The following is an 18,965-nucleotide window of genomic DNA, read 5'->3' on the forward strand; positions in this document are numbered from 1 at the left end:
AGCACGACGAGGAAGGATCGATGACGCTGGTGCGTGACGACACGACATCGCTTTACGAGCAGCTTGCGACGACGCTGCGCGACGAGATCGAGCGCGGTGTGTACGAGCCGACCGGCAAGCTGCCGTCCGAGGCGCAGTTGAGCGAGCGTTTTCAGGTGAGCCGCGTGACCGTCAGGCTCGCGCTCGATCGGCTGAGCGACGCGCGCATCGTCGAGCGCAAGCAGGGCAAAGGGACGTTCGCCGCCAAGCAGCGGCTGCGGCATCGACTCGATGTGCTGCGCGGGCTGCACGACTCGATCGCCGCGCAGGGTGCGCGGGCGCGGATGGAATTGCTGCGCATGGAAGCGTGCGACGTGCCGCCGGGCTTGCGGCACGCATTTGCCGCCGACGTCACGCGCTGCATCTATCTCGAACGCCTGCACTGGGTCGACGACGAGCCCGTCGCGCTCGCGCAGACCTGCCTGCTGCCCGACGCCGGCGCCGTCACGTTCGAGCAGGCCGAGCGCATGTCGACCTACGAGGTGCTGGAGAGCCTGCTCGGCTGGCGAATCACGGATGCCGACATGTCGGTGACGGCCATGGCCGCGCCGGACGATATCGCGGCCCGGCTCAAGGCCGACAAACACGCGCCGCTGCTCGTGCTGCGGCGCACGTCGCGCCTCGCGGACGGCCGCACGTGCGAATCCACGGTGTTTCACATTCGGCCCGAGCGCTTCGATCTGGTGGTCCGAAGCGGTGTCGAGGCACGGTTCGTCGGTTGACGCGTGCCGTCGGTCACGGCTTGCGACGCCGCTCCGGCGCGCAGTCGACCGAACCGGACAAGGTGCCCATACGGCCTTTATTAATTACCTTTCGATCTAGATTTCAAATTTTTTATTCTTTCTGGGAATTTCGCGGCTCTGTCATATTTCTGTGCACCGAATTCATCGGACCAGAAAAATGTCGAAGACCCCCATCATCGCGACGCTCGGAACGCTGTGGAATCCCGCTGAAAGGCTTCTTGCATCGCATCGTTCGGGCATGACCGTCGCGCGCCACCTGTTGTTCACGCGAGCCCGCGCGCCGCTGGATGAACGCGCAATGACCGCGTTCGTCGGCGTCCGTGGCGCGCGCGTGCATGCGAAGACGCCGGTCTTCGCGTGACGGGAGCGCAGCCGATGCAGAACGTCCTGGGCGCGCTGGTGCCGATCTTCGTGCTGATCCTGGCGGGATTCGTGCTGCGGCAGCGTCGCCTGCTGCCGGACGAATTCTGGCTGCCGTGCGAAACGCTGAACTACTACTACATGTTTCCCGCGCTGATGTTCGGCCAGGTCGCGAAAGCCAACCTGACGCAGTTTCCGGTGCGGCCGATCGCGACCGCGATCCTCGGCGCGGTGGGCGCGAGCGCGATGCTGCTGTATGCGTGGCGAGCGTGGAGCCGGCAGCCGGGGGCCGTGTTCTCGTCGGTGATCCAGGGGGCGTTACGGCCGAATACGTATGTGGGTGTTGCCGCGGCCGCGGCGTTGTACGGGAGCGTCGGACTGACGCTCACGTCGATCAGCATCGCGGTCGCGATACCGCTGCTGAACGTCGCGTCGATCATTGTCCTGATGCGCCACGGTCGTGGCGGCGCGCCGTCGGCATGGCAGGTCGGCGGCGCGCTGCTGAGGAATCCGGTCATCATGTCGGTGGTCCTCGGCGCCGCGTTCAATCTCGGCGGGCTGGGTCTGCCGGCGGTGATATCGAGCGTGCTGTCGATTCTCGGCGCCGCGTCGCTGCCGCTCGGGTTGCTCGCGGTGGGAGCGGGCCTCGACGTGAAGGCCGCGAAGGCGGCGCGTGGCCCCGTGTTCCAGTCGTCGGTGATCAAGTTGCTGCTCGTGCCGCTGCTGACTTTCTGGATCGGTTTCAGCCTGGGCATCCGCGGCCCGGCACTCACGACGATCGTGCTGTTCAATTCACTGCCGTGCACGCCGTCGGCGTACATCATGGCGAAGCTGCTCGGCGGCGATCACCGGTTGTCCGCCGGCATCATTACGGTACAGACGGCGCTTGCGGCCGTCACGATGCCGTTGGTGCTGCTCGTGTTTCACGGTTGAGCCGGATTCGCGCGCGGTGGCGGGGTGAAATGCAGAAGGCCGGTCAGGTTGAGCTGACCGGCCTTCTGCATTTCCGGTGAGCCTACTTGCCGCGGCCCGGACGCGCGGTTCGCTCGAACGGCACTTCAGTGCAGCGTTGCCGGAGCGCCTCCGAATCGGCGGGCGTTGCGCGTGTCGGCAGGCCGCACGCGCGAATCGGCCGTGCTCCGTGTTCGGCCTCGCCGTGCGAAGCGGCGTGGAGGCGGGTTCGTCGGCACAAGGGATGCGGGGCTGCCGGCCGGCGACGTCCTGACGCATCGGACGGCATGCTGCGCGACCCACACGGGATTCGTTATCTGCGCGCGGCAGCGAAGCATCACAGCAATCGGTATTTTGCGCGCGCCCGAGGTTGACTAAGATCAAACCCTCAGGCGGACGCCAGTATCGTCAACCGGTCCGCCCGTGCCCGGATCATGAACAACCCTACAGATTCTCCACCGCTCATCTCGCTGCCGGAAAGCGAGCATCGCCCGCTCTCGGTGCGCGCGAAGGCGCTCGTATTCGCCGATCCCGCCTCGCGCGCGGTCCTGCGCTTCGTCGAGCAGATCGGACCCAGCGCCGCGCCGGCGCTGATCCTCGGCGAGACGGGCACCGGCAAGGAGCTGGTCGCGCGCCATATCCACCATGTCAGCGGCCGCACCGGCGCGTTCATCGCGGTCAACTGCGGCGCGATCAGCCAGCAGCTCGCGGAGAGCGAACTGTTCGGCCACGAGGCCGGCGCGTTCACGGGGGCGCAGGGGCGCCGCGTCGGCTATTTCGAGGAAGCGAACGGCGGCACGATCTTTCTCGACGAAATCGGCGATCTCGCGCCGCCGCTGCAGGCGAAGCTGCTGCGCGTGCTGCAGGAGGGCGAGGTGACGCGCGTGGGCGCGACCCGTGCGCGGCCGGTCGACGTCCGCGTCGTCGCGGCGACCAACGTCGACCTCGAGCAGGCCGTGCTGGCCGGCAATTTCCGGATGGACCTGTTCTACCGGATCAATCTCGCCCGGGTGCGGCTGCCGCCGTTGCGCGAGCGGCCGCAGGACATCCTGCCGCTCGCCGAGCATTTCCGCGGGCGCTATTGCGCGCAGCTGAAGCGGCCGCAACCGATGCTGTCCGAGGCCACGGTGCAGGCGCTGCACGCGTATCCGTGGCCCGGCAATATCCGCGAGCTGGAAAACGTCATGCATCTGGCGTTGCTCGTGTCGAACGGCAACCTGATCCGCCCGGAGCACCTGAAGTTCTCCGAGGCACTCGCAGGCTATGCGCAAGCCGACGCTGGCGCGGCGACGTTGCCGCAGGACGACATCCGCGCGGGCGTGCGCCGCCTGTTCCGCGCGCCCGGCGAAAGCCTGCTGCGCGACATCGAGGAACTGGTCGTCGGCGAGGCGTTCGAGCATTGCCGGTTCAGCCAGGTGCGCACGGCCGCGCTGCTCGGTGTCACGCGCAACACGATGCGCACGCTGCTCGCGCGCCACGGGCTGCTCAGCGAGCCGCGCCCGGAATCCGCATTCGACGACTGACGCGTCGCGGCGGTCGGCGGTGTCGCCGGCTCGCCGTCCGGCGCGTCAAGAGAGGCTGGCGCGTGCCAGCCGCGTGCGCACGCGCGGCAATACGTGCTCGCCCACGCGCGCCGCTTCCTCCAGGTTCGGATAGGACGACAGCAGGAAGGTATCGATGCCGAGTTGCCGGTATTCGTGGACGCGCGCGGCAACCTGGTCGTAGCTGCCGACGATCGCGGTGCCCGCGCCGCCGCGAATCAGGCCGACGCCGGCCCACAGGTTCGGAGATACCTCCAGCTCGCGCAGCGAGCGCAGCGCGCCGCGGCTCAGCGCGGTCTGGCGTTGCTGGCCGACCGATTCGTAGGCGGCGAGCTTGCGCTGCGCGTCGACATAGGTCTGGTCGGAAATCTCGCTCAGCAACTCGTCGGCGCGCGCCCATGCGGCGCGTTCGGTCGGGCGCGCGATCACGTGCACGCGCAGCCCGAAGCGCAGCCGGCGGCCGTGCATCGCGGCCAGTGCACGCAGCCGCGCGATGCGTTCCCGCACGGCGTCGGGCGGCTCGCCCCACAGCAGGTACGTATCGGCCTGGCTCGCGGCCACCTGTTCGGCAAGCGTCGACGCCCCGCCGAGATAGAGCGCCGGCGGGGTCGCGAGCGGCACGCCGGCATGCGCGGGGTTCAGCATGTAGTAACGCCCGGCGACGGAGTGGCCGGCGCCCTGCCACAGACGCCGCAGGATCCGCAGGCATTCGGACGTGCGCTGGTAGCGCGCGTCGTGATCGAGAAAGTCGCCGAGCGCACGCTGGTCGTAGGCGCTCGAGCCGTTGACCGCGAACAGGCGCAGGCGGGCGCCGCTCATGCGCTGCAGGGTGGCCGCCTTGCGCGCGATCTGCTCGGGCTGCTCGAGGCCCGGGCGGAATGTCACGATCAACGCGATGCGGTGCGTTGCACGCGCGAGCTGCGCACTGACGAGCCACGGATCCTCGAAACCCGCGGCCATCGGCAGCAGCAGGCTGTCGAAGCCGGCGGCCTCGGCCGCGCAGGCGACGCGGCGCAGGTATTCGGGCGTGGCCGGCCGATAGTCCTGCATGTAGTTCGGCGGGCGCGGCAGGCCGCTGTTGGCGAGATGCGGACCGTCGCCGTTGGTCGGCAGGAACCACGCGAAATCGACGCTCATGCGTCGCCTCGCCCGCGGCTTGCCCGACGCGCGACGCGCGCGCGTCGCACGTCGTCGAACCCGACCGTGCGCCGGAGCAGCGCATCGGCCGGCGGTGGCGCGAGGCCGCGCGCGCGATACGCGCGTTCGACGGCCGCCGCCACCGGCGGCGCGCTGGCGGGTACGAGCAGCCCGTCGCACCACGACGCGGCGAACGCGATTTCGCGCCGCTCGGCGACCGACCAGTAGACGGCAGGCCGCTGCGCCGCGAGATCGGGCAAACGGGCATGCTCGACGCGATAGTAGACCCCGCGATACTGCAGCGGCGAATCGGCTGCCCACAGTGCGCGCAGGAGCGACAGGAATTCGGCGCTGCGCGCGAGCCGCTGGTCGCGGTTCAGATGCATGGCCCGGTCGGTCGCGTCGACGTCCTGCGCGTCGGCTTCGCATGCGAGCAGCACGCGGCCGCGGCTCAGCGACTGCAGGCTTTGCGCGAGATGGGCAGCGGCGACGGGCAGCATCGCACCGGCCTGCAGCGTGACCATCACGCGCAGCGCCGGCAGCGCATCGACGAGCGCCGCGGCCGCGATCCACGGGTCGGGTCCGCCGGCCCGCGCGGGCAGCAGCACGGCGTCGCAGCCGGCCGCGACGCCGGCCTCGGCAAGCGCGATCCAGTCGGCGGCCGGGTCGGCGCGTGTGTCGTCGCAGCCGATGTCGAGCCGCAGCAGCAGACGCGGCGCGCTCATGCGGGTGCGTGTGCCGGCCGCCAGCCGAGCGCCGGCGCAATCGTTTCCGCGAGCGCGCGCAGCCGCGCCAGCGCGTCGTCGAGCGACGAGCTTTCCGATTGCACGACCGGCAGGAAATAGTCGGCGAACGGGAACAGCGCCGGGTCGCCGCGCAGGCTTTCGATCACGTCGTCCGGATGCCCGTAGTGAACGTTCAGCAGCCGCACGATCTGCTCGGGATCGGTCACGTCGGGATGGCCGCTCGCGGCGAGCCACGGAATATGGCGCACGACGTCGGGCGCCAGCGCGGCGAGCGCGGTGCGCCGGTCGCGTGCGGGAAACACCGCGCGCACCACGCCGATGCGCGGTGCCGGCGCGCCGGCGTGTGCGTGTTCGCGCCAGGCGTCGAGATACGCGTGCGCGAGCGGCAGCTGGACGGTGCGCGGATCGTGCACGGCGGTGCCGAGCAGCAGGCCGTTGCCGTGCCGTGCTGCGAACCGCGCGCCGTCGGGCGACGCATGCGAATGCCACAGGCGCGCGCGCACGCCGGGCGCCGCGGGCTGCAGCACGAGCGGCGGCGCGTCGGCGGCGGCCGCGTGCGCGAGCGGGCGGCCCGCGAGCGCATCCTGCAGACGTTCGAGCGCGGTCGCGAAGCGCACCTGCCGCGTGTCGACGTCGAGCCCGAACGCGGCGAACGCGTCGAGATTCGCGCCGCCGCTGCCCAGACCGAGTTGCAGCCGGCCGCCCGCCAGCGCGTCGAGCACCGCCGCGTCTTCGGCGAGCCGCAGCGGATCCTCGAGCGACAGCGTGACGATTCCCGTGCCGAGTTCGATGCGGCGCGTGCGTTGCGCGACGGCGGCCAGCAGCACGAGCGGCGACGGCAGCCGGCCGTATTCCGCGCGGAAATGATGCTGCGCGACGAATCCGCCGTCGAAGCCGAGCTGTTCGGCCGCGACGAACAGCGTTTCGAGATCCGCGTAGACGCGGCGCGCGTCGCCGCTGCCGTGGACGTGCGTGAGGAAACCGAGCTTGAACGGCCGGCGCTCGGCCGGTGCGGGTGTGGACGATCGAGTCATGTCGGGATCGGATCGGAAGTGAGCGAAGCGGCTTCGGGGCCTGACGAGGCCGGCGTCCAGCCGAGCGCCGGCGCGATCGCGCCGGCGACGGTCTCGAGCCGGTGCAGCGCGTCGCGCTGCGAGGTGCCGGCCGTCTGCACCTGCACGACCAGCTCGGTTGCGCCGGCCAGCGCGGGATCGATCTGAAGTTTGGCCGCGATGTCGGCAGGCGCACCGCGTAGTACACCGAAGCGATCGAGCAGCGCGGGGAGGTCGGCGGGCCCGGGCGCCGGTGCGCCGCCGGCCGTGGCGAGCCGCGCGGCGTACCGCAGGATGTCGGGGCCGATCGTCGCTTCGACGCCGGCCGCATCCGCGCCCGGCACGACCGCCCGCACGAGTGCGACACGGGGCGCGCCCGGATGCGACCACGCGCGGCGATAGCGCGCCACGAGCGCCGCTTCGCCGTCCTGTTCCGGACGCGTGCGCGCGACGATCAGCCCGTGACCGTTGCGCGCGACCGCTTCGGTATCGCCGGTCGCTTGCCAGACACGCGCGGCCAACGTGGGCGCGGGCGGTTGCAGCGTCGCCCCGGCCGGGGTGAGCGGCGCGCCATCCAGCGCCCGGCGCAACGCCGCGAGCGCGTCGGCCTGCAGCGCCGCGCGCGCACCGAAATCGCGGCCGAACGCGGCGAACACGTCCGCCTCGAAGCCGGCGCCGACACCGAGCTGAAGGCGGCCGTCGGCCAACGCGTCGAGCACGGCCGCATCTTCCGCGACGCGCAGCGCCGCTTCGAGCGGCAGCACGATCACGCCGGTGCCGAGCGCGATGCGCCGCGTGCGGCGCGCGGCGGCCGCCAGCAGCACGAGCGGCGACGGCAGCCGGCCCGTTTCGCTGCCGAAATGGTGCTGGGCCACCCACGCGCTGTCGAAGCCGAGCGCTTCCGCCGCTTCGATCAGCGCGAGCGTGTCGTGCAGCACGCGCGGCGACGAATCGGGCGCGTAGACGCGCGTCAGCACGCCGAGTCGGAACGGGCGCGTCATGCGGCACCGCCGCGCACCGGTGCGACCGTATCGCCGCGCAGCGACGACGGGCGCCGAAAGAAGGGCGGGCGCGGCAGGCCGAGCTGATCGCGCAGCGTCGGGCCTTCGTACTCGGTGCGGAACAGCCGGCGCCGCTGCAGTTCGGGCACGACGAGATCGACGAAATCGTCGAGGCCGCCGGGCACCCACGCGAACGCGACGTTGAACCCGTCGGCGCCGTACGACAGGAACCATTCCTCGAAGCGATCGGCGATGGTCTTCGGCGTGCCGGTGACGACACCGGCGCTCGCAAAGCGCTCGTAGAGCTGGCGGATCGTCAGGTTCTCGCGGCGCGCGAGATCGACGATCAACTGCTGCCGGCTCTTGCTGCGATTGCTCGGCGGCAGCTCGGGCAACGGTCCGTCGAGCGGATAACCGGACAGGTCGAAATCGCCCGCGTTGTCGGCGAGCAGCCGCAGCCCGAGCACCGGATCGATCAGGTCCTGCAACGCGCGCAGCTTGTCGCGTGCTTCGGCCTCGGTCGCGCCGACGATCGGCATCACGCCGGGCAGGATCTTCAGGTGCTCCGGGCGGCGGCCGTGACGCGCGAGGCGGCCCTTGACGTCCGCATAGAAAGCCTGGGCGTCGTCGAGCCGGTGCTGCGCGGTGAAGATCACTTCCGCGCAGCGTGCCGCGAGTTCGCGGCCCGCCTCCGACGAACCGGCCTGCACGAGCACCGGATGGCCCTGCGGCGCGCGCGCGACGTTCAGCGGGCCGCGCACGCTGAAGTGCGGCCCGTGATGATCCAGCACATGCAGCTTGCGGTGATCGAAATGCAGGCCGGCGGCCTTGTCCTCGATGAACGCGTCGTCTTCCCAGCTGTCCCACAGTCCCGCCACGACGCGCTGGAATTCGTCGGCGCGCGCGTAGCGATCGGCGTGCGCGAGGTGCGGCGTCGCGCCGAAGTTCGCCGCTTCGTCGGGCACGACCGACGTGACGAGATTCCACCCCGCGCGGCCGCCGCTCAGGTGGTCGAGCGACGCGAACTTGCGGGCGATGTGGTACGGCGCGTTGTAGGTCGTCGTCGCGGTCGCGATCAGGCCGATACGTTGCGTGACGGCCGCCAGCGCGGCGAGCAGCGTGAGCGGCTCGAAGGTGTCGGCGCGCGCGCTGCGGCGCAGGGAATCGATGTGGCTGCCCTGCGTCGCGACCACGTCCGCGACGAACAGCGCATCGAGCTTGCCGCGCTCGGCCGTCTGCGCCATCCGGCGGAAATGCGCGAAATCGCGGTTGCCGTTCGGCTGCGCGAGCGGATGGCGCCAGCCGACCACATGGCTGCCGCCGCCGTTCAGCATCGCGTTGAGTTTCAGGGTGTCGGTGCGGCGCGTCATCCGGATGGACTCCTCAATACGTGTAGGTCACGCGTACGCCGACGGTGCGCGGCTGCCCCGCGGCGGCGACGTTCGTGCCGGGCAGGAAGAAGTTCTTCGTCAGGTCGTACTGTCGGTTGAACAGGTTGCGCGCCCACAGCGCGACGTCCCAGTGCCGGTCGGGCGAGGTGACGGTCAGGCTCGCGTTGACGAGCCAGTAACTGTCGACCGTGTAGTTCGGGCCGAGCAGCAGCAATTGCGAATAGGCGTCGCGGTAGCTGTAATTCGTCTCCGCGCGCAGCCGGTAGCCGCCCGCGAGCCAGCTGTACGCGACCTGTCCGCCGTAGCTCAGGCGCGGGAAGCTGAGCGCGCTGCCGTTGTAGTCGGTAAACACGTTGTGGCCGCTCGCCGCCGACGCCTGCGTGTTGTACGTGACGAACGGCGACGTGTACTTGCCGCTCTTGTAGCCGACGTACTGCGAGATTTCCAGCCCGCGCACCGGCTGCCATTTCAGGTCGGTCTCGAAGCCGTCGATGCGCGATTTCGGCGCGTTGACGAACGTGCCGATCAGCGATTGCGAGTTCGGGTCGAAGGTGGCCGACAGCACCTGCTGGTCGCGATAGTCGTAATGGAACGCCGACGCGTTCCAGCGCAGCGAGCGCGTGAGGTCGCTCTTGAAGCCCACCTCGTACGCGGTCAGCGATTCGGGCTTGAACGGCGCGAGCGCGTTCGAATTGCCGGTGTTGTGCGCGGTGAAGCCGCCCGACTTGTAGCCGCGGCTCACGGTCGCGTAAAGCATCGTCGCCGGGGCGAGGTCGAATTCGAGGCCGACCTTGCCCGACGTGCCGTTCGACGTCAGCGACTGGTTCGCGTCGCCGCCCCGGAAGCCCGCGAACGGCACGAACGACGGCGTCAGCATGCCCGACGCGAAGCCGCGCAGTTCGCGCTTCTCGTGTTCCTGCCGCAAGCCGACGATGCCGCGCAGGCGTTTCGTGATGTCGTAGGTCGCCTGGCCGTAGACGCCGAGCGTGTCGACCGACTGCCGGTAGCGCGTGAGCGCGATGAAGCCGAGCCGGTCGCTGAAGTCGGAATAGAACTTCTCGTCGAGATCGTCGTGCGAGTAGAACAGGCCGGAGACCCAGCGCAGCCGCGTGTCGCCGCGCGACGACGCGCGCAGTTCCTGCGTGACTTCGTTGACGGTGTCGTCGAAGTATTCGTCGGAATCGTGGTATCGCGTCGCGTCCCAGTCCGAATACTCGCGACGGTGCAGGTAGTTGTACGCGGTGATGCTCTTCAGCTCGACCGGGCCGAGGTTCCACGTCGCGGTCAGGTCGACGCCGCCGTTCACGTTGTCGCGTCCCGGCTTCGCGTCGGTCGACAGGCCCGTCACGCGCGAAAACGCGGGGCTCACGCCCCAGCCCGTCTTCGTGTGGTCGGCGTCGGCCGGGATCACTTCGCCGGTCTTGGTCGACGTGTAAGGCGAGAACAGGTAGAGCCCCGTGTTGTCGGACTTGTCGAATCCGCCGTGCGCGCCGAAGTGCAGCTTGAAATCGCGCGCGACGTCCCAGTCGAGTTGCGCGCGCGCGGCGGCGCTGTCGTGGTTGCCGAGCGTCTGGTTGGTCGCGCGGTTGTTCTGCCATGCGCCGAAGTCCTGTGTCGTGAACGCGAAGCGGCCGCGCACGCGATCGCTCAGCGGCCCGGACACGTAGCCTTCGGTCGTCAGCAGGTTGTGCGTGCCGTATTCGACGCTCGCGCCCGCCTGGAAGTCGCGGGTCGGCTGGTTCGTGATGAAGTTCACCGTGCCGCCCGTCGTATTGCGGCCGTACAGCGTGCCCTGCGGGCCGCGCAGCACCTCGACGCGCGCGATGTCGAACAGTTGCCCCTGGGTCTGGATCGGCAGCGCGTACGCGACGTCGTCGACGTTGATGCCGACCGTCGACGCGTTGTTCGACGTGTAGTCGTTGAAGCCGACGCCGCGAATCCGGAACTGCGGCTGGCCGCCGCCGAACGCGGGCTCGACTTCGACGCTCGCGGTCGCATGCTGCAGGTCGTTGACGGTCTCGACGTTCAGCGTCTTGAGGTCGTTGCCCGATATGACCGACATCGACGTGCCGACGCGCTGCGCCGATTGCCGCCGCCGCTGGGCCGTGACGATCACGTCCTTCAGCTGGGCCTCCGCGACCGGCGCGCTGCCGCTCGCGTGCGTCGCGCCGGACGCCGCCGATGCAGCCGATGCAGCCGGTGCCGCCGAAGCGGCGATCGGCGCAGCGGTGACCGCCGGCTGCTGCTGCGCATGCAGCGCCGGCGCGGCGGCCAGCAGCGCCGACGCGCCGAGTGAGGCGCTCAACATCGTGTATTTCATCCGTCTATCCCCAAATCGAAGCGTTGTTGTGCGTGTGGTCCGGCGCGGTGCCGCGCATCGGATCGATGGCGTCGCGGCTCGGCAGTGCGTGAGCGGGGCTTTGCAACAGGCGTGCCAATGGGCGCTCGGGCACGCCCCGCAACGGATGGGTGCCGAAAGCAGCGGCCGGACGACGCAGCGCGCGCGCACGCGTTCCAGTCGTTTTGCTGGAATTCCAGCAGCGCCGTCGCGCATCGCGCGGCGTGCTGCATTTGCGGCATCTCGCTGGAAATCCAGCGCGCCGCGCGCGGCGCGATGGCCGCACAGGCCGACGGGACCGCATTGGCATGGTGCTTGCTGTCGACGGAGGCCATGCACCCGTCCACGAGGATCTTCATGAACGCATTCACGTCCGCCGACACGCCGGCCAGCGCGCCGTCCCCGCTGTCCTCCCGTCCACCCGCGAGCCGCATCGCCGACGACGCGCACGCGCTCGAAACCGCGCGCCGGCTCGCCGACGAACTGTCGCGCGACGCGGCGCTGCGCGACCGCGAGCGGCGCCTGCCGTTCGCGGAGCTCGACCTGTTCTCGGGCAGCGGGCTGTGGGGCATCACGGTGCCGCGCGCGTTCGGCGGCGCGGACGTGTCGCTCGCGACGCTCGGCGAGGTCGTGCGAACCATCGCGCAGGCGGACCCGTCGATCGGCCAGCTGCCGAAGAATCACTTTCACGCGCTCGACGTGATCCGGCTGACGGGCGACGACGCGCAGCGCCGCAAGTTCTTCGGCCTCGTGCTCGACGGTGCGCGGATCGGCCATGCGGCGTCCGAGCGCGGGACGAAGAACGCGCTCGAGATCGGCACGCGGCTCTCGCGGCGCGGCGGGCGGCTCGTGCTCGATGGCCAGAAGTTCTATTCGACGGGCGCGCTGTTCGCCGACTGGATCGCGGTGCTCGCGCTCGACGACGACGGCCGCTACGTGCAGGCGCTGGTCGAGCGCGACCGGCCGGGGCTCGAGATCGTCGACGACTGGAGCGGCTTCGGGCAGCGCACGACGGCGAGCGGCACGCTGACGCTGGCGAGCGTGGAGGTCGATGAGGAGGACGTGGTGTCGATCCAGGCCGCGTTCGAGCGGCCGACGCTCGCGGGCCCCGTGTCGCAGTACCTGCACGCGAACATCGACGTCGGCATCGCGCGCGCGGCGCTGGACGACACGCTCGAGTTCGTGCGCACGCGCAGCCGGCCGTGGGCCGACAGCGGGATCGCGCGCGCGTCGGACGATCCTTACGTGATCCGCGACGTCGCCGACGTGCAGATCCGCCTGCTCGCGACCGAAGCGCTGCTCGACCGTGCGGCCGCGGCGCTCGACGCGCTGCCGGCCGAACTCGACGACGCGCAGGTCGCGCACGCATCGGTGCAGGTTGCAGCCGCGAAGGTGCTGAGCACCGAGCTCGCGATCCTCGCGACCAACAAGCTGTTCGAACTGTCGGGCACGCGCTCGGTGCTGAGCGAATACAACCTCGACCGTCATTGGCGCAATGCACGCACCCATACGCTGCACGATCCGGTGCGCTGGAAATACCACGCGATCGGCAACTACGTGCTCAACCACGTCAACCCGCCGCGCCACGGTTACCTGTGATGACCGACACGCTCTCGACTCCATCGCCGTGGGTGCCGAAGGACCCGGCGCGGCGCCGCTATGCGCTCGCCGCCGCGTGGGCTGCGGCCGGGCTCGGCGGCGCGGCGCGCGTGTTCGCGGCCGACGCCGCGACGGCGCCGGTGCGCGGCGGCACGCTGTCGCTGTTCGCGCAGCCGGAGCCGCCGTCGCTCGTCAACGCGCTGACGCCGCACGTCGCGTCGCAATACGTCGGCGGCAAGATCTTCCAGGGGTTGCTCGGCTTCGACCCGCAACTGCGCCCGGTGCCGGTGCTCGCGCGCAGCTGGCGCGCGTCGGCCGACGCGCTGACCTGGACGTTCGACCTGCAGCCGGGCGTGCGCTGGCACGACGGGCAGCCGTTCGGCGCGCAGGACGTGGTGGTCACGCTGAAGGAAATCGCGCCGCAGGCGCTGCCGCGCACGAAGGTGACGTTCGACAAGTACGTCGCGTCGATCGACGCGAGCGGCCCGCTGCAGGTGACGATCCGCCTGAAGAAGCCGTACGCGGGGCTGATCAACCTGCTCGGCAGCGGACTGCTGCCGATCCTGCCGGCCCATCTGTACCAGGGCAAGGACCCGCGCAGCAATCCCGCGAACCAGCATCCGGTCGGCACCGGCCCGTTCGTGTTCCGCGAATGGAAGCGCGGCGCGTACATCCGCGTCGCGCGCAATCCGGATTACTGGAAGAAGGGGCTGCCGTATCTCGACGGGATCGTATTCAACGTCGTGCCCGACGCGGCCGCGCGCTCGATCGCGTTCGAGCGCGGGCAGATCCACGCGCTGCGCGCGGGCGACGTCGACTACGCGGACATCGCGCGGCTCGCGAAGCTGCCGGGCGTCGCGATCACGACGCAGGGCTGGGAGCTGTTCACCGGGATGGCCTTTCTCGAACTGAACCAGCGCAAGCCGCCGTTCGACAACGTGCTCGTGCGGCAGGCCGTGCTGCACGCGCTCGATCGCCAGTTCATCGTCGACCGGATCTTCTTCGGCTACGGGAAGGTCGCGAACGGGCCGTTCGTGTCGTCGTCGCCGTTCTACGATCCGAACGTGCCGCGCTTCGCGTACGACCCGGAGCGGGCGCGCGCGCTGATCCGGCAGTCGGGCGTCGACGTCGGCAAGTTCCCGCTCGTGCTGATCAACGGCGAGAAGGGCGGCGCGTGGGAGCGCGTGGCCGAATACACGCAGCAGGCGCTCGGCCAGGCCGGCTTCCGGCTGCGCGTGCAGACAACCGATGCGGCCGGCTGGTATGCGCGCGTCGCGAACTGGGATTTCGACCTGAGCTACAACTTCCTGTTCCAGAACGCGGATCCGGATTTCGGCGTCGCGCCGCTGTACCGGATCGACGGCATCTCGAAGGGCTCGCCGTTCGGCAACGTCGAGGGCTACCGCAATCCGCAGGCCGACGCGCTGTGGGACGCGGCCGCGCTGGACACCGATCCGGCAGCGCGCCGCGCGCACTACGCGCAGCTCCAGACCACGCTCGCGAACGACGCGGCGATCGCGAACATCTTCGAGATGGTCAACCCGACGCTGTACCGGCGCAACGTCCACAACCTGCTGCGCACGGCCACCAGCGTGAACGACAGCCTCGAGGACACGTGGATCGGATGACGCGATGAACACGGCGCTGCGTTTGATGTCGACGGTGCTCCGGGGCCTGGCGGTCGTGCTGGGCGTGCTCGTCGTGAACTTCTTCCTGGTGCGGCTCGCGCCGGGCGACCCCGCGCTGATGCTCGCCGGCGACGCGGGCTCGGGCGATGCCGCGTACGTCGAGCGGCTGCGCGCGCAGCTCGGCTTGAGCCGGCCGCTCGTCGAGCAGTTCGCGCTGTATCTGCGCGATCTCGCGCACGTCGATTTCGGCTTCTCGTACCGCAACCAGCTGCCGGTGCTGCAACTCGTCGCCGAGCGCCTGCCCGCGACGCTGCTGCTGATGGCGGCCGCGTTCGCCGTGTCGGTCGTCGCGGGCGTGACGGCGGGTGCGGTGGCCGCGTACGGCGAGTCGCGCGGCGGTCCGTGGGCGCGCCGCATCGCGCGCGCGATCGGCGCGCTCGCGGTGATCGTCTATGCGACGCCGCTGTTCTGGCTGTCGCTGATGAGCGTGATCGCGTTCTCGGTGGTGCTCGGCTGGCTGCCGTCGTTCGGGATGGAAAGCGTCGGCGCCGGCTACACGGGGTGGCGCCACGCGCTCGACGTGGCCGCGCACCTCGTGCTGCCGGCCACGACGCTCGGGCTCGTGTACGGCGCGATCTACGTGCAGCTCACGCGCGCCGCGATGCTGGAGGTGATCGAACGCGAGTTCGTGCGGACCGCGCGCGCGAAGGGCGCGTCCGAGCCGCGCGTGATGATCCGCCACGTGCTGCGCAACGCGCTGTTGCCGGTCGTCACGCTCGGCGGACTGCAGCTCGGGCAGCTCGCGGGCGGCGCGCTCGTGACCGAAATCGTGTTCGCGTGGCCCGGCCTCGGCGGGCTGATGTACGACGCGCTGCTGCAGCGCGACTATCCGGTGCTGCTCGGGCTGCTCGCCGTGGTCGCGGCGCTCGTGGTGCTGTTCAATGCGCTGACCGACCTGTTGTACGGGATCGTCGATCCGCGCATCGGCTGGCGGGACGCGCGATGACGGGCCGCTTCGTGCATCGTTTCGTGCGCGCGCGCGGCGCGGCGGCCGGCACGCTGTTTCTGGCCGTCGTCGCGCTCGTCGCGCTGAGCGCGCCGCTGTGGCTGCCGTCGCCGTGGCGCATGGCCGGCGAGCCGTTGCTGCGGCCGCTGCAGGCCGGCCATCCGCTCGGCACCGACATGCTCGGGCGCGACGTGCTGGTCGCGCTGCTGTGGAGTGCGCGCGTGTCGCTGTTCGTCGGGCTCGCGGCGACCGTCGCGACCTTTGTGCTCGGCGCATCGATCGGCGCGCTCGCGGGCTGGTGCGGCGGCTGGGTCGACCGGGCGCTGATGGCGCTCACGACGCTGTTCCAGACCGTGCCGCAATTCGCGGTCGCGGTCACGATCGCGGCGGTGCTCGGCGCGTCGCTCGAATCGACGATCGTCGCGATCGCCGCCGTGTCGTGGCCGGCGATCGCGCGGCTCGTGCGCGGCGAATTCATCGGGCTCGCGCAACGGGAGTTCGTGCTCGCGGCGCGGCTGGCCGGCGAGTCGCCGGCCGCGCTCGTGCGGCGCCAGATCCTGCCGCACGTCTGGCCGCCGCTCGCGGTGCTGGCCGCGCTGATGGTCGCGACCGCGATCCTCACCGAGTCGGCGCTGTCGTTTCTCGGGCTCGGCGATCCGTCGCAGATGAGCTGGGGCTTCATGATCGGCGCGGCGCGCAACGTGGTGCGCGACGCGTGGTGGCTGAGCATCTGGCCGGGGCTCGCGATCGTCGCGACCGCGCTCGCGATCAACCGGGTCGGCGAAGGGTTGCGCCACGCGTCGGCGCTTGCGGAGCCGGGGCGATGAGCGGCGCGCCGCTGTTGTCGGTCGAGCGGCTCACGCTCGCGTTGCCGGCCCGCGCGGAGCGCCGCGACGCGGTGCGCGACGTGTCGCTGACGGTCGCGCCCGGCGAGGTGCTGTGCGTGGTCGGCGCGTCCGGGTCGGGCAAGTCGCTGCTCGCGGCCGCGATCGCCGGCCTGCTGCCGCGCGGCGTGCGGCACGCGGCCGGGCGGATCGCGCTGCGCGGGCGGGACCTCACGCACTGCAGCGACGCCGAATGGCGCGCGGTGCGCGGCCGCGACGTGTCGATGATCTTCCAGGAACCGCTCGCCGCGCTGAATCCGCTGATGACGGTCGGCGCGCAGGTCGACGAGGTGCTGCGCGTCCACCGCGTGCTGAGCGGCCGCGGTGACGGCGCGGCGCGCGCGGCACGCGTGACGGCGCTGTTGCGCGACGTCGGCCTGCCGGAGCCCGAGCGGCTGCGGCATGCGTATCCCGACGCGCTGTCCGGCGGCCAGCGTCAGCGCGTGCTGATCGCGATGGCGCTCGCGCTCGAGCCGGCCCTGCTGATCGCGGACGAACCGACCACCGCGCTCGACGTCACCACGCAGGCGCGCATTCTGGCGCTGATCGAGCGGGCAGCCCGTACGAAACGGACCGGCGTGCTGCTGATCACGCACGACTTCGGCGTGGTCGCGCGCGTCGCCGATCGCGTCGTGGTGTTGCGCGATGGCGAGCAGGTCGAGAGCGGTCGCGCGGCCGACGTGCTGCGCGCGCCGCGCCATCCGTATACGCGCGCGCTGCTCGATGCCGTGCCGCACGGTCGCGTCGCAGCGCGTGCCGTCGCCCGCGGCGGCGTGCCGCTGCTGGACGTGCAGGGCCTGCGCAAGCACTACGCGCCGCGCCGCGCGTTGCCGTTCCTGCCGGCGCGCGGCCGGCGCCGCGTCGATGCGCTGGTCGACGTCGGCTTCGCGCTGCATGCCGGCGAGACGCTCGGCATCGTCGGCGAATCGGGTTCCGGGAAGTCGACGCTCGCGCGCGCACTGGTGCGGCTCGCGCGGGTGGATGCGGGGCGCATCGTGCTGCGCGGCGAGCACGATCTCGCGCGCGTGGCCGACCACGCGTTGCGGCCGCTGCGTCGCGACGTCCAGATGGTGTTTCAGGACCCGTACGCATCGCTGAACACGCGTCAGACGATCGCGCAGATCGTCGCGACCGGCCCGCTCGCGCACGGTGTCGGCCGCACTGCGGCGTATCGGCGGGCGGCCGAGCTGCTCGCGCAGGTCGGCTTGCCGCCGGATGCGCTCGACCGGTATCCGCACGAATTCTCCGGCGGGCAGCGCCAGCGCATCAGCCTGGCACGTGCGCTGGCGCTCGATCCGTCGATCCTCGTGGCCGACGAAATGGTGTCGGGGCTCGACGTGTCGGTGCAGGCGCAGGTGCTCGAACTGCTCGCGTCGGTGCAGCAGCACCGCGCGATGGCGATCGTGTTCGTCACGCACGACTTGCGCGTCGCCGCGCAGATCTGCGACCGCATCGCGGTGATGCAGGCCGGGCGCATCGTCGAACTGGGCGATACCGCGCAGGTTTTCGGCGCGGCGCGCCATCCGTACACGCGTGCGTTGCTCGATGCGATGCCGGTGCTGCCGGCGCGCGTGAGCGCGACCGGCACGCAGGACGGCAGCGCGCACGCCCATCGAACCAACGAGGAGCACTCATGACGTCCGATTCGAACTTCGCGGTCGCGGCTTCCGCCGTCGTGGCCGGTGTGCCGGTCGAGGTGCGCGCGGGGCGCACGCTGAGCGTCGCGCATCGCGTCGCGCCGCGCGGCTCGCCGCATGCGGGGACGGTGCTGTTCTTCGCGCACGGCGGCGGCGGCAACAAAAACCAGTGGCGAGCGCAGTGGCGCACGTTTGCCGATGCGGGCTACGAACTCGTCGCATGGGATTTCCTCGGTCACGGCGACAGTCCGCGGCCGCCCGCGCGAAGCGGCGCCTATCACGGCGACGAAACGCTGCGCGACTATCTCGCGCTGTTCGACCGCTACAAGGGGGCGCACAACGTGCTGGTCGCCCATTCGCTGGGCACGGGAAGCACGCTCGCCTTGCTCGAGCGGCTGGCGGCGCTCGGGCGGCTGCACGAAGCGAGCGGTGCGCTGCTGCTCGGCACGCAGCTCGCGCGCCCGGTGACGCGGCCGCCGGCGTTGCCGGGCTGGCTGCTCGAATGGATCAAGCCGGTGTTCGCGCGGCGCTTCCGGCGGCTCGCATGGCATCCGCAGGCCGACCCGGCGCTCGTCGCCTACGAGTCGCGCGTCGCGCGCCGCAACCGGATGACGACCTTCCAGGCCGTGCTGCGCGACGCGCCGTGGCCCGATGCGGCGCGGCTGGCCGCGCTCGACTTGCCGGTCGCCGTGCTCGCGGGCGACAGCGACGGCCTGACACCGCCCGCCGGCGGACGCGCGCTGGCCGACGCGTTGCCGAATGCGTCGTTCGGCGTGCTGCCCGCCTGCGGCCATCAACTGATGCTCGAGCGGCCGGATGCGGTCGGCGCCGCATTGCGTGCGCTGCTCGAGCGCACCGTGCAAGCGGCGCCCGTGCGATGAGCGGCCGCCGAAGAACCATGAAACAGCAGCC

17 protein-coding genes are annotated in these 18,965 nt (G+C 70.9%); 10 read left to right on the forward strand and 7 right to left on the reverse strand.

Translation table 11 applies throughout. The features are described 5' to 3' along the window. Positions 1-20: 20 nt before the first annotated feature. The 4 genes from U4012_RS30185 to U4012_RS30200 all read left to right on the forward strand — a co-directional run bounded on the left by U4012_RS30185 (position 21) and on the right by U4012_RS30200 (position 3,616). Positions 21-761 carry a GntR family transcriptional regulator gene (locus U4012_RS30185; RefSeq protein WP_124489475.1) on the forward strand — a complete coding sequence of 247 codons (741 nt, stop codon included), beginning with the start codon at positions 21-23 and terminating at the stop codon, positions 759-761. Positions 762-939: 178 nt separating this feature from the next. After that, complete coding sequence (locus U4012_RS30190) at positions 940-1,143, forward strand: hypothetical protein (RefSeq protein ID WP_321803017.1); 204 nt, start codon at positions 940-942, stop codon at positions 1,141-1,143. Positions 1,144-1,157: 14 nt separating this feature from the next. Continuing rightward, positions 1,158-2,075 carry an AEC family transporter gene (locus tag U4012_RS30195; protein WP_321803019.1) on the forward strand — a complete coding sequence of 306 codons (918 nt, stop codon included), beginning with the start codon at positions 1,158-1,160 and terminating at the stop codon, positions 2,073-2,075. Positions 2,076-2,527: 452 nt separating this feature from the next. After that, complete coding sequence (locus U4012_RS30200; protein ID WP_124489472.1) at positions 2,528-3,616, forward strand: sigma-54 interaction domain-containing protein; 1,089 nt, start codon at positions 2,528-2,530, stop codon at positions 3,614-3,616. Between the two features lie 45 nt (positions 3,617-3,661). On the opposite strand, the gene U4012_RS30205 is transcribed toward U4012_RS30200, so the two are convergent. From U4012_RS30205 to U4012_RS30235, 7 genes are read right to left on the reverse strand one after another with little or no spacing between them, the layout of a single operon-like run. After that, positions 3,662-4,771, reverse strand: a complete 1,110-nt coding sequence (locus U4012_RS30205) for an LLM class flavin-dependent oxidoreductase (RefSeq protein ID WP_321803022.1) — start codon at positions 4,769-4,771, stop codon at positions 3,662-3,664. Then, the gene (locus tag U4012_RS30210) at positions 4,768-5,496 is read right to left on the reverse strand and encodes an LLM class flavin-dependent oxidoreductase (protein ID WP_321803024.1); all 729 of its coding nucleotides are present in this window, start codon (positions 5,494-5,496) and stop codon (positions 4,768-4,770) included. The genes U4012_RS30205 and U4012_RS30210 overlap by 4 nt, the downstream gene beginning before the upstream one ends. Further along, on the reverse strand, positions 5,493-6,551 hold the full coding sequence (locus U4012_RS30215) for an LLM class flavin-dependent oxidoreductase (RefSeq protein ID WP_321803026.1): 1,059 nt from the start codon (positions 6,549-6,551) through the stop codon (positions 5,493-5,495). Before U4012_RS30215 ends, U4012_RS30210 begins: the two co-directional genes overlap by 4 nt. Beyond that, positions 6,548-7,570 (reverse strand): LLM class flavin-dependent oxidoreductase, encoded by a 1,023-nt coding sequence (locus U4012_RS30220; RefSeq protein ID WP_321803028.1) that lies wholly within the window; start codon positions 7,568-7,570, stop codon positions 6,548-6,550. The genes U4012_RS30215 and U4012_RS30220 overlap by 4 nt, the downstream gene beginning before the upstream one ends. After that, positions 7,567-8,940, reverse strand: coding sequence for an LLM class flavin-dependent oxidoreductase (locus U4012_RS30225; protein ID WP_321803030.1), 1,374 nt, complete (start codon positions 8,938-8,940; stop codon positions 7,567-7,569). Before U4012_RS30225 ends, U4012_RS30220 begins: the two co-directional genes overlap by 4 nt. A gap of 13 nt (positions 8,941-8,953) precedes the next feature. Next, on the reverse strand, positions 8,954-11,269 hold the full coding sequence (locus U4012_RS30230; protein ID WP_321803032.1) for a TonB-dependent receptor: 2,316 nt from the start codon (positions 11,267-11,269) through the stop codon (positions 8,954-8,956). An 8-nt stretch (positions 11,270-11,277) separates the two neighbouring features. Further along, on the reverse strand, positions 11,278-11,658 hold the full coding sequence (locus U4012_RS30235; protein ID WP_321803034.1) for a hypothetical protein: 381 nt from the start codon (positions 11,656-11,658) through the stop codon (positions 11,278-11,280). Here U4012_RS30235 and U4012_RS30240 point away from each other — a divergent pair. The 6 genes from U4012_RS30240 to U4012_RS30265 are packed head-to-tail and all read left to right on the forward strand — an operon-like array spanning position 11,657 to position 18,934. After that, on the forward strand, positions 11,657-12,898 hold the full coding sequence (locus U4012_RS30240) for an SfnB family sulfur acquisition oxidoreductase (RefSeq protein ID WP_321803036.1): 1,242 nt from the start codon (positions 11,657-11,659) through the stop codon (positions 12,896-12,898). The genes U4012_RS30235 and U4012_RS30240 overlap by 2 nt on opposite strands. After that, positions 12,898-14,526 (forward strand): ABC transporter substrate-binding protein, encoded by a 1,629-nt coding sequence (locus tag U4012_RS30245; protein ID WP_321803038.1) that lies wholly within the window; start codon positions 12,898-12,900, stop codon positions 14,524-14,526. Before U4012_RS30240 ends, U4012_RS30245 begins: the two co-directional genes overlap by 1 nt. Positions 14,527-14,530: 4 nt before the next feature. Beyond that, positions 14,531-15,532, forward strand: a complete 1,002-nt coding sequence (locus tag U4012_RS30250; RefSeq protein ID WP_321803040.1) for an ABC transporter permease — start codon at positions 14,531-14,533, stop codon at positions 15,530-15,532. Continuing rightward, entirely contained in the window at positions 15,529-16,359 is an 831-nt protein-coding gene (locus U4012_RS30255; protein ID WP_321803042.1) for an ABC transporter permease, read from the forward strand. Before U4012_RS30250 ends, U4012_RS30255 begins: the two co-directional genes overlap by 4 nt. After that, positions 16,356-18,053: an ABC transporter ATP-binding protein gene (locus U4012_RS30260; protein WP_321803044.1), complete on the forward strand. Its 1,698-nt coding sequence runs from the start codon at positions 16,356-16,358 to the stop codon at positions 18,051-18,053. The genes U4012_RS30255 and U4012_RS30260 overlap by 4 nt, the downstream gene beginning before the upstream one ends. After that, complete coding sequence (locus tag U4012_RS30265) at positions 18,050-18,934, forward strand: alpha/beta hydrolase (protein ID WP_321803047.1); 885 nt, start codon at positions 18,050-18,052, stop codon at positions 18,932-18,934. The genes U4012_RS30260 and U4012_RS30265 overlap by 4 nt, the downstream gene beginning before the upstream one ends. Positions 18,935-18,965 lie beyond the last annotated feature (31 nt).

Source organism: Burkholderia sp. BCC1988, from assembly GCF_905339895.1.
GTDB lineage: Bacteria > Pseudomonadota > Gammaproteobacteria > Burkholderiales > Burkholderiaceae > Burkholderia.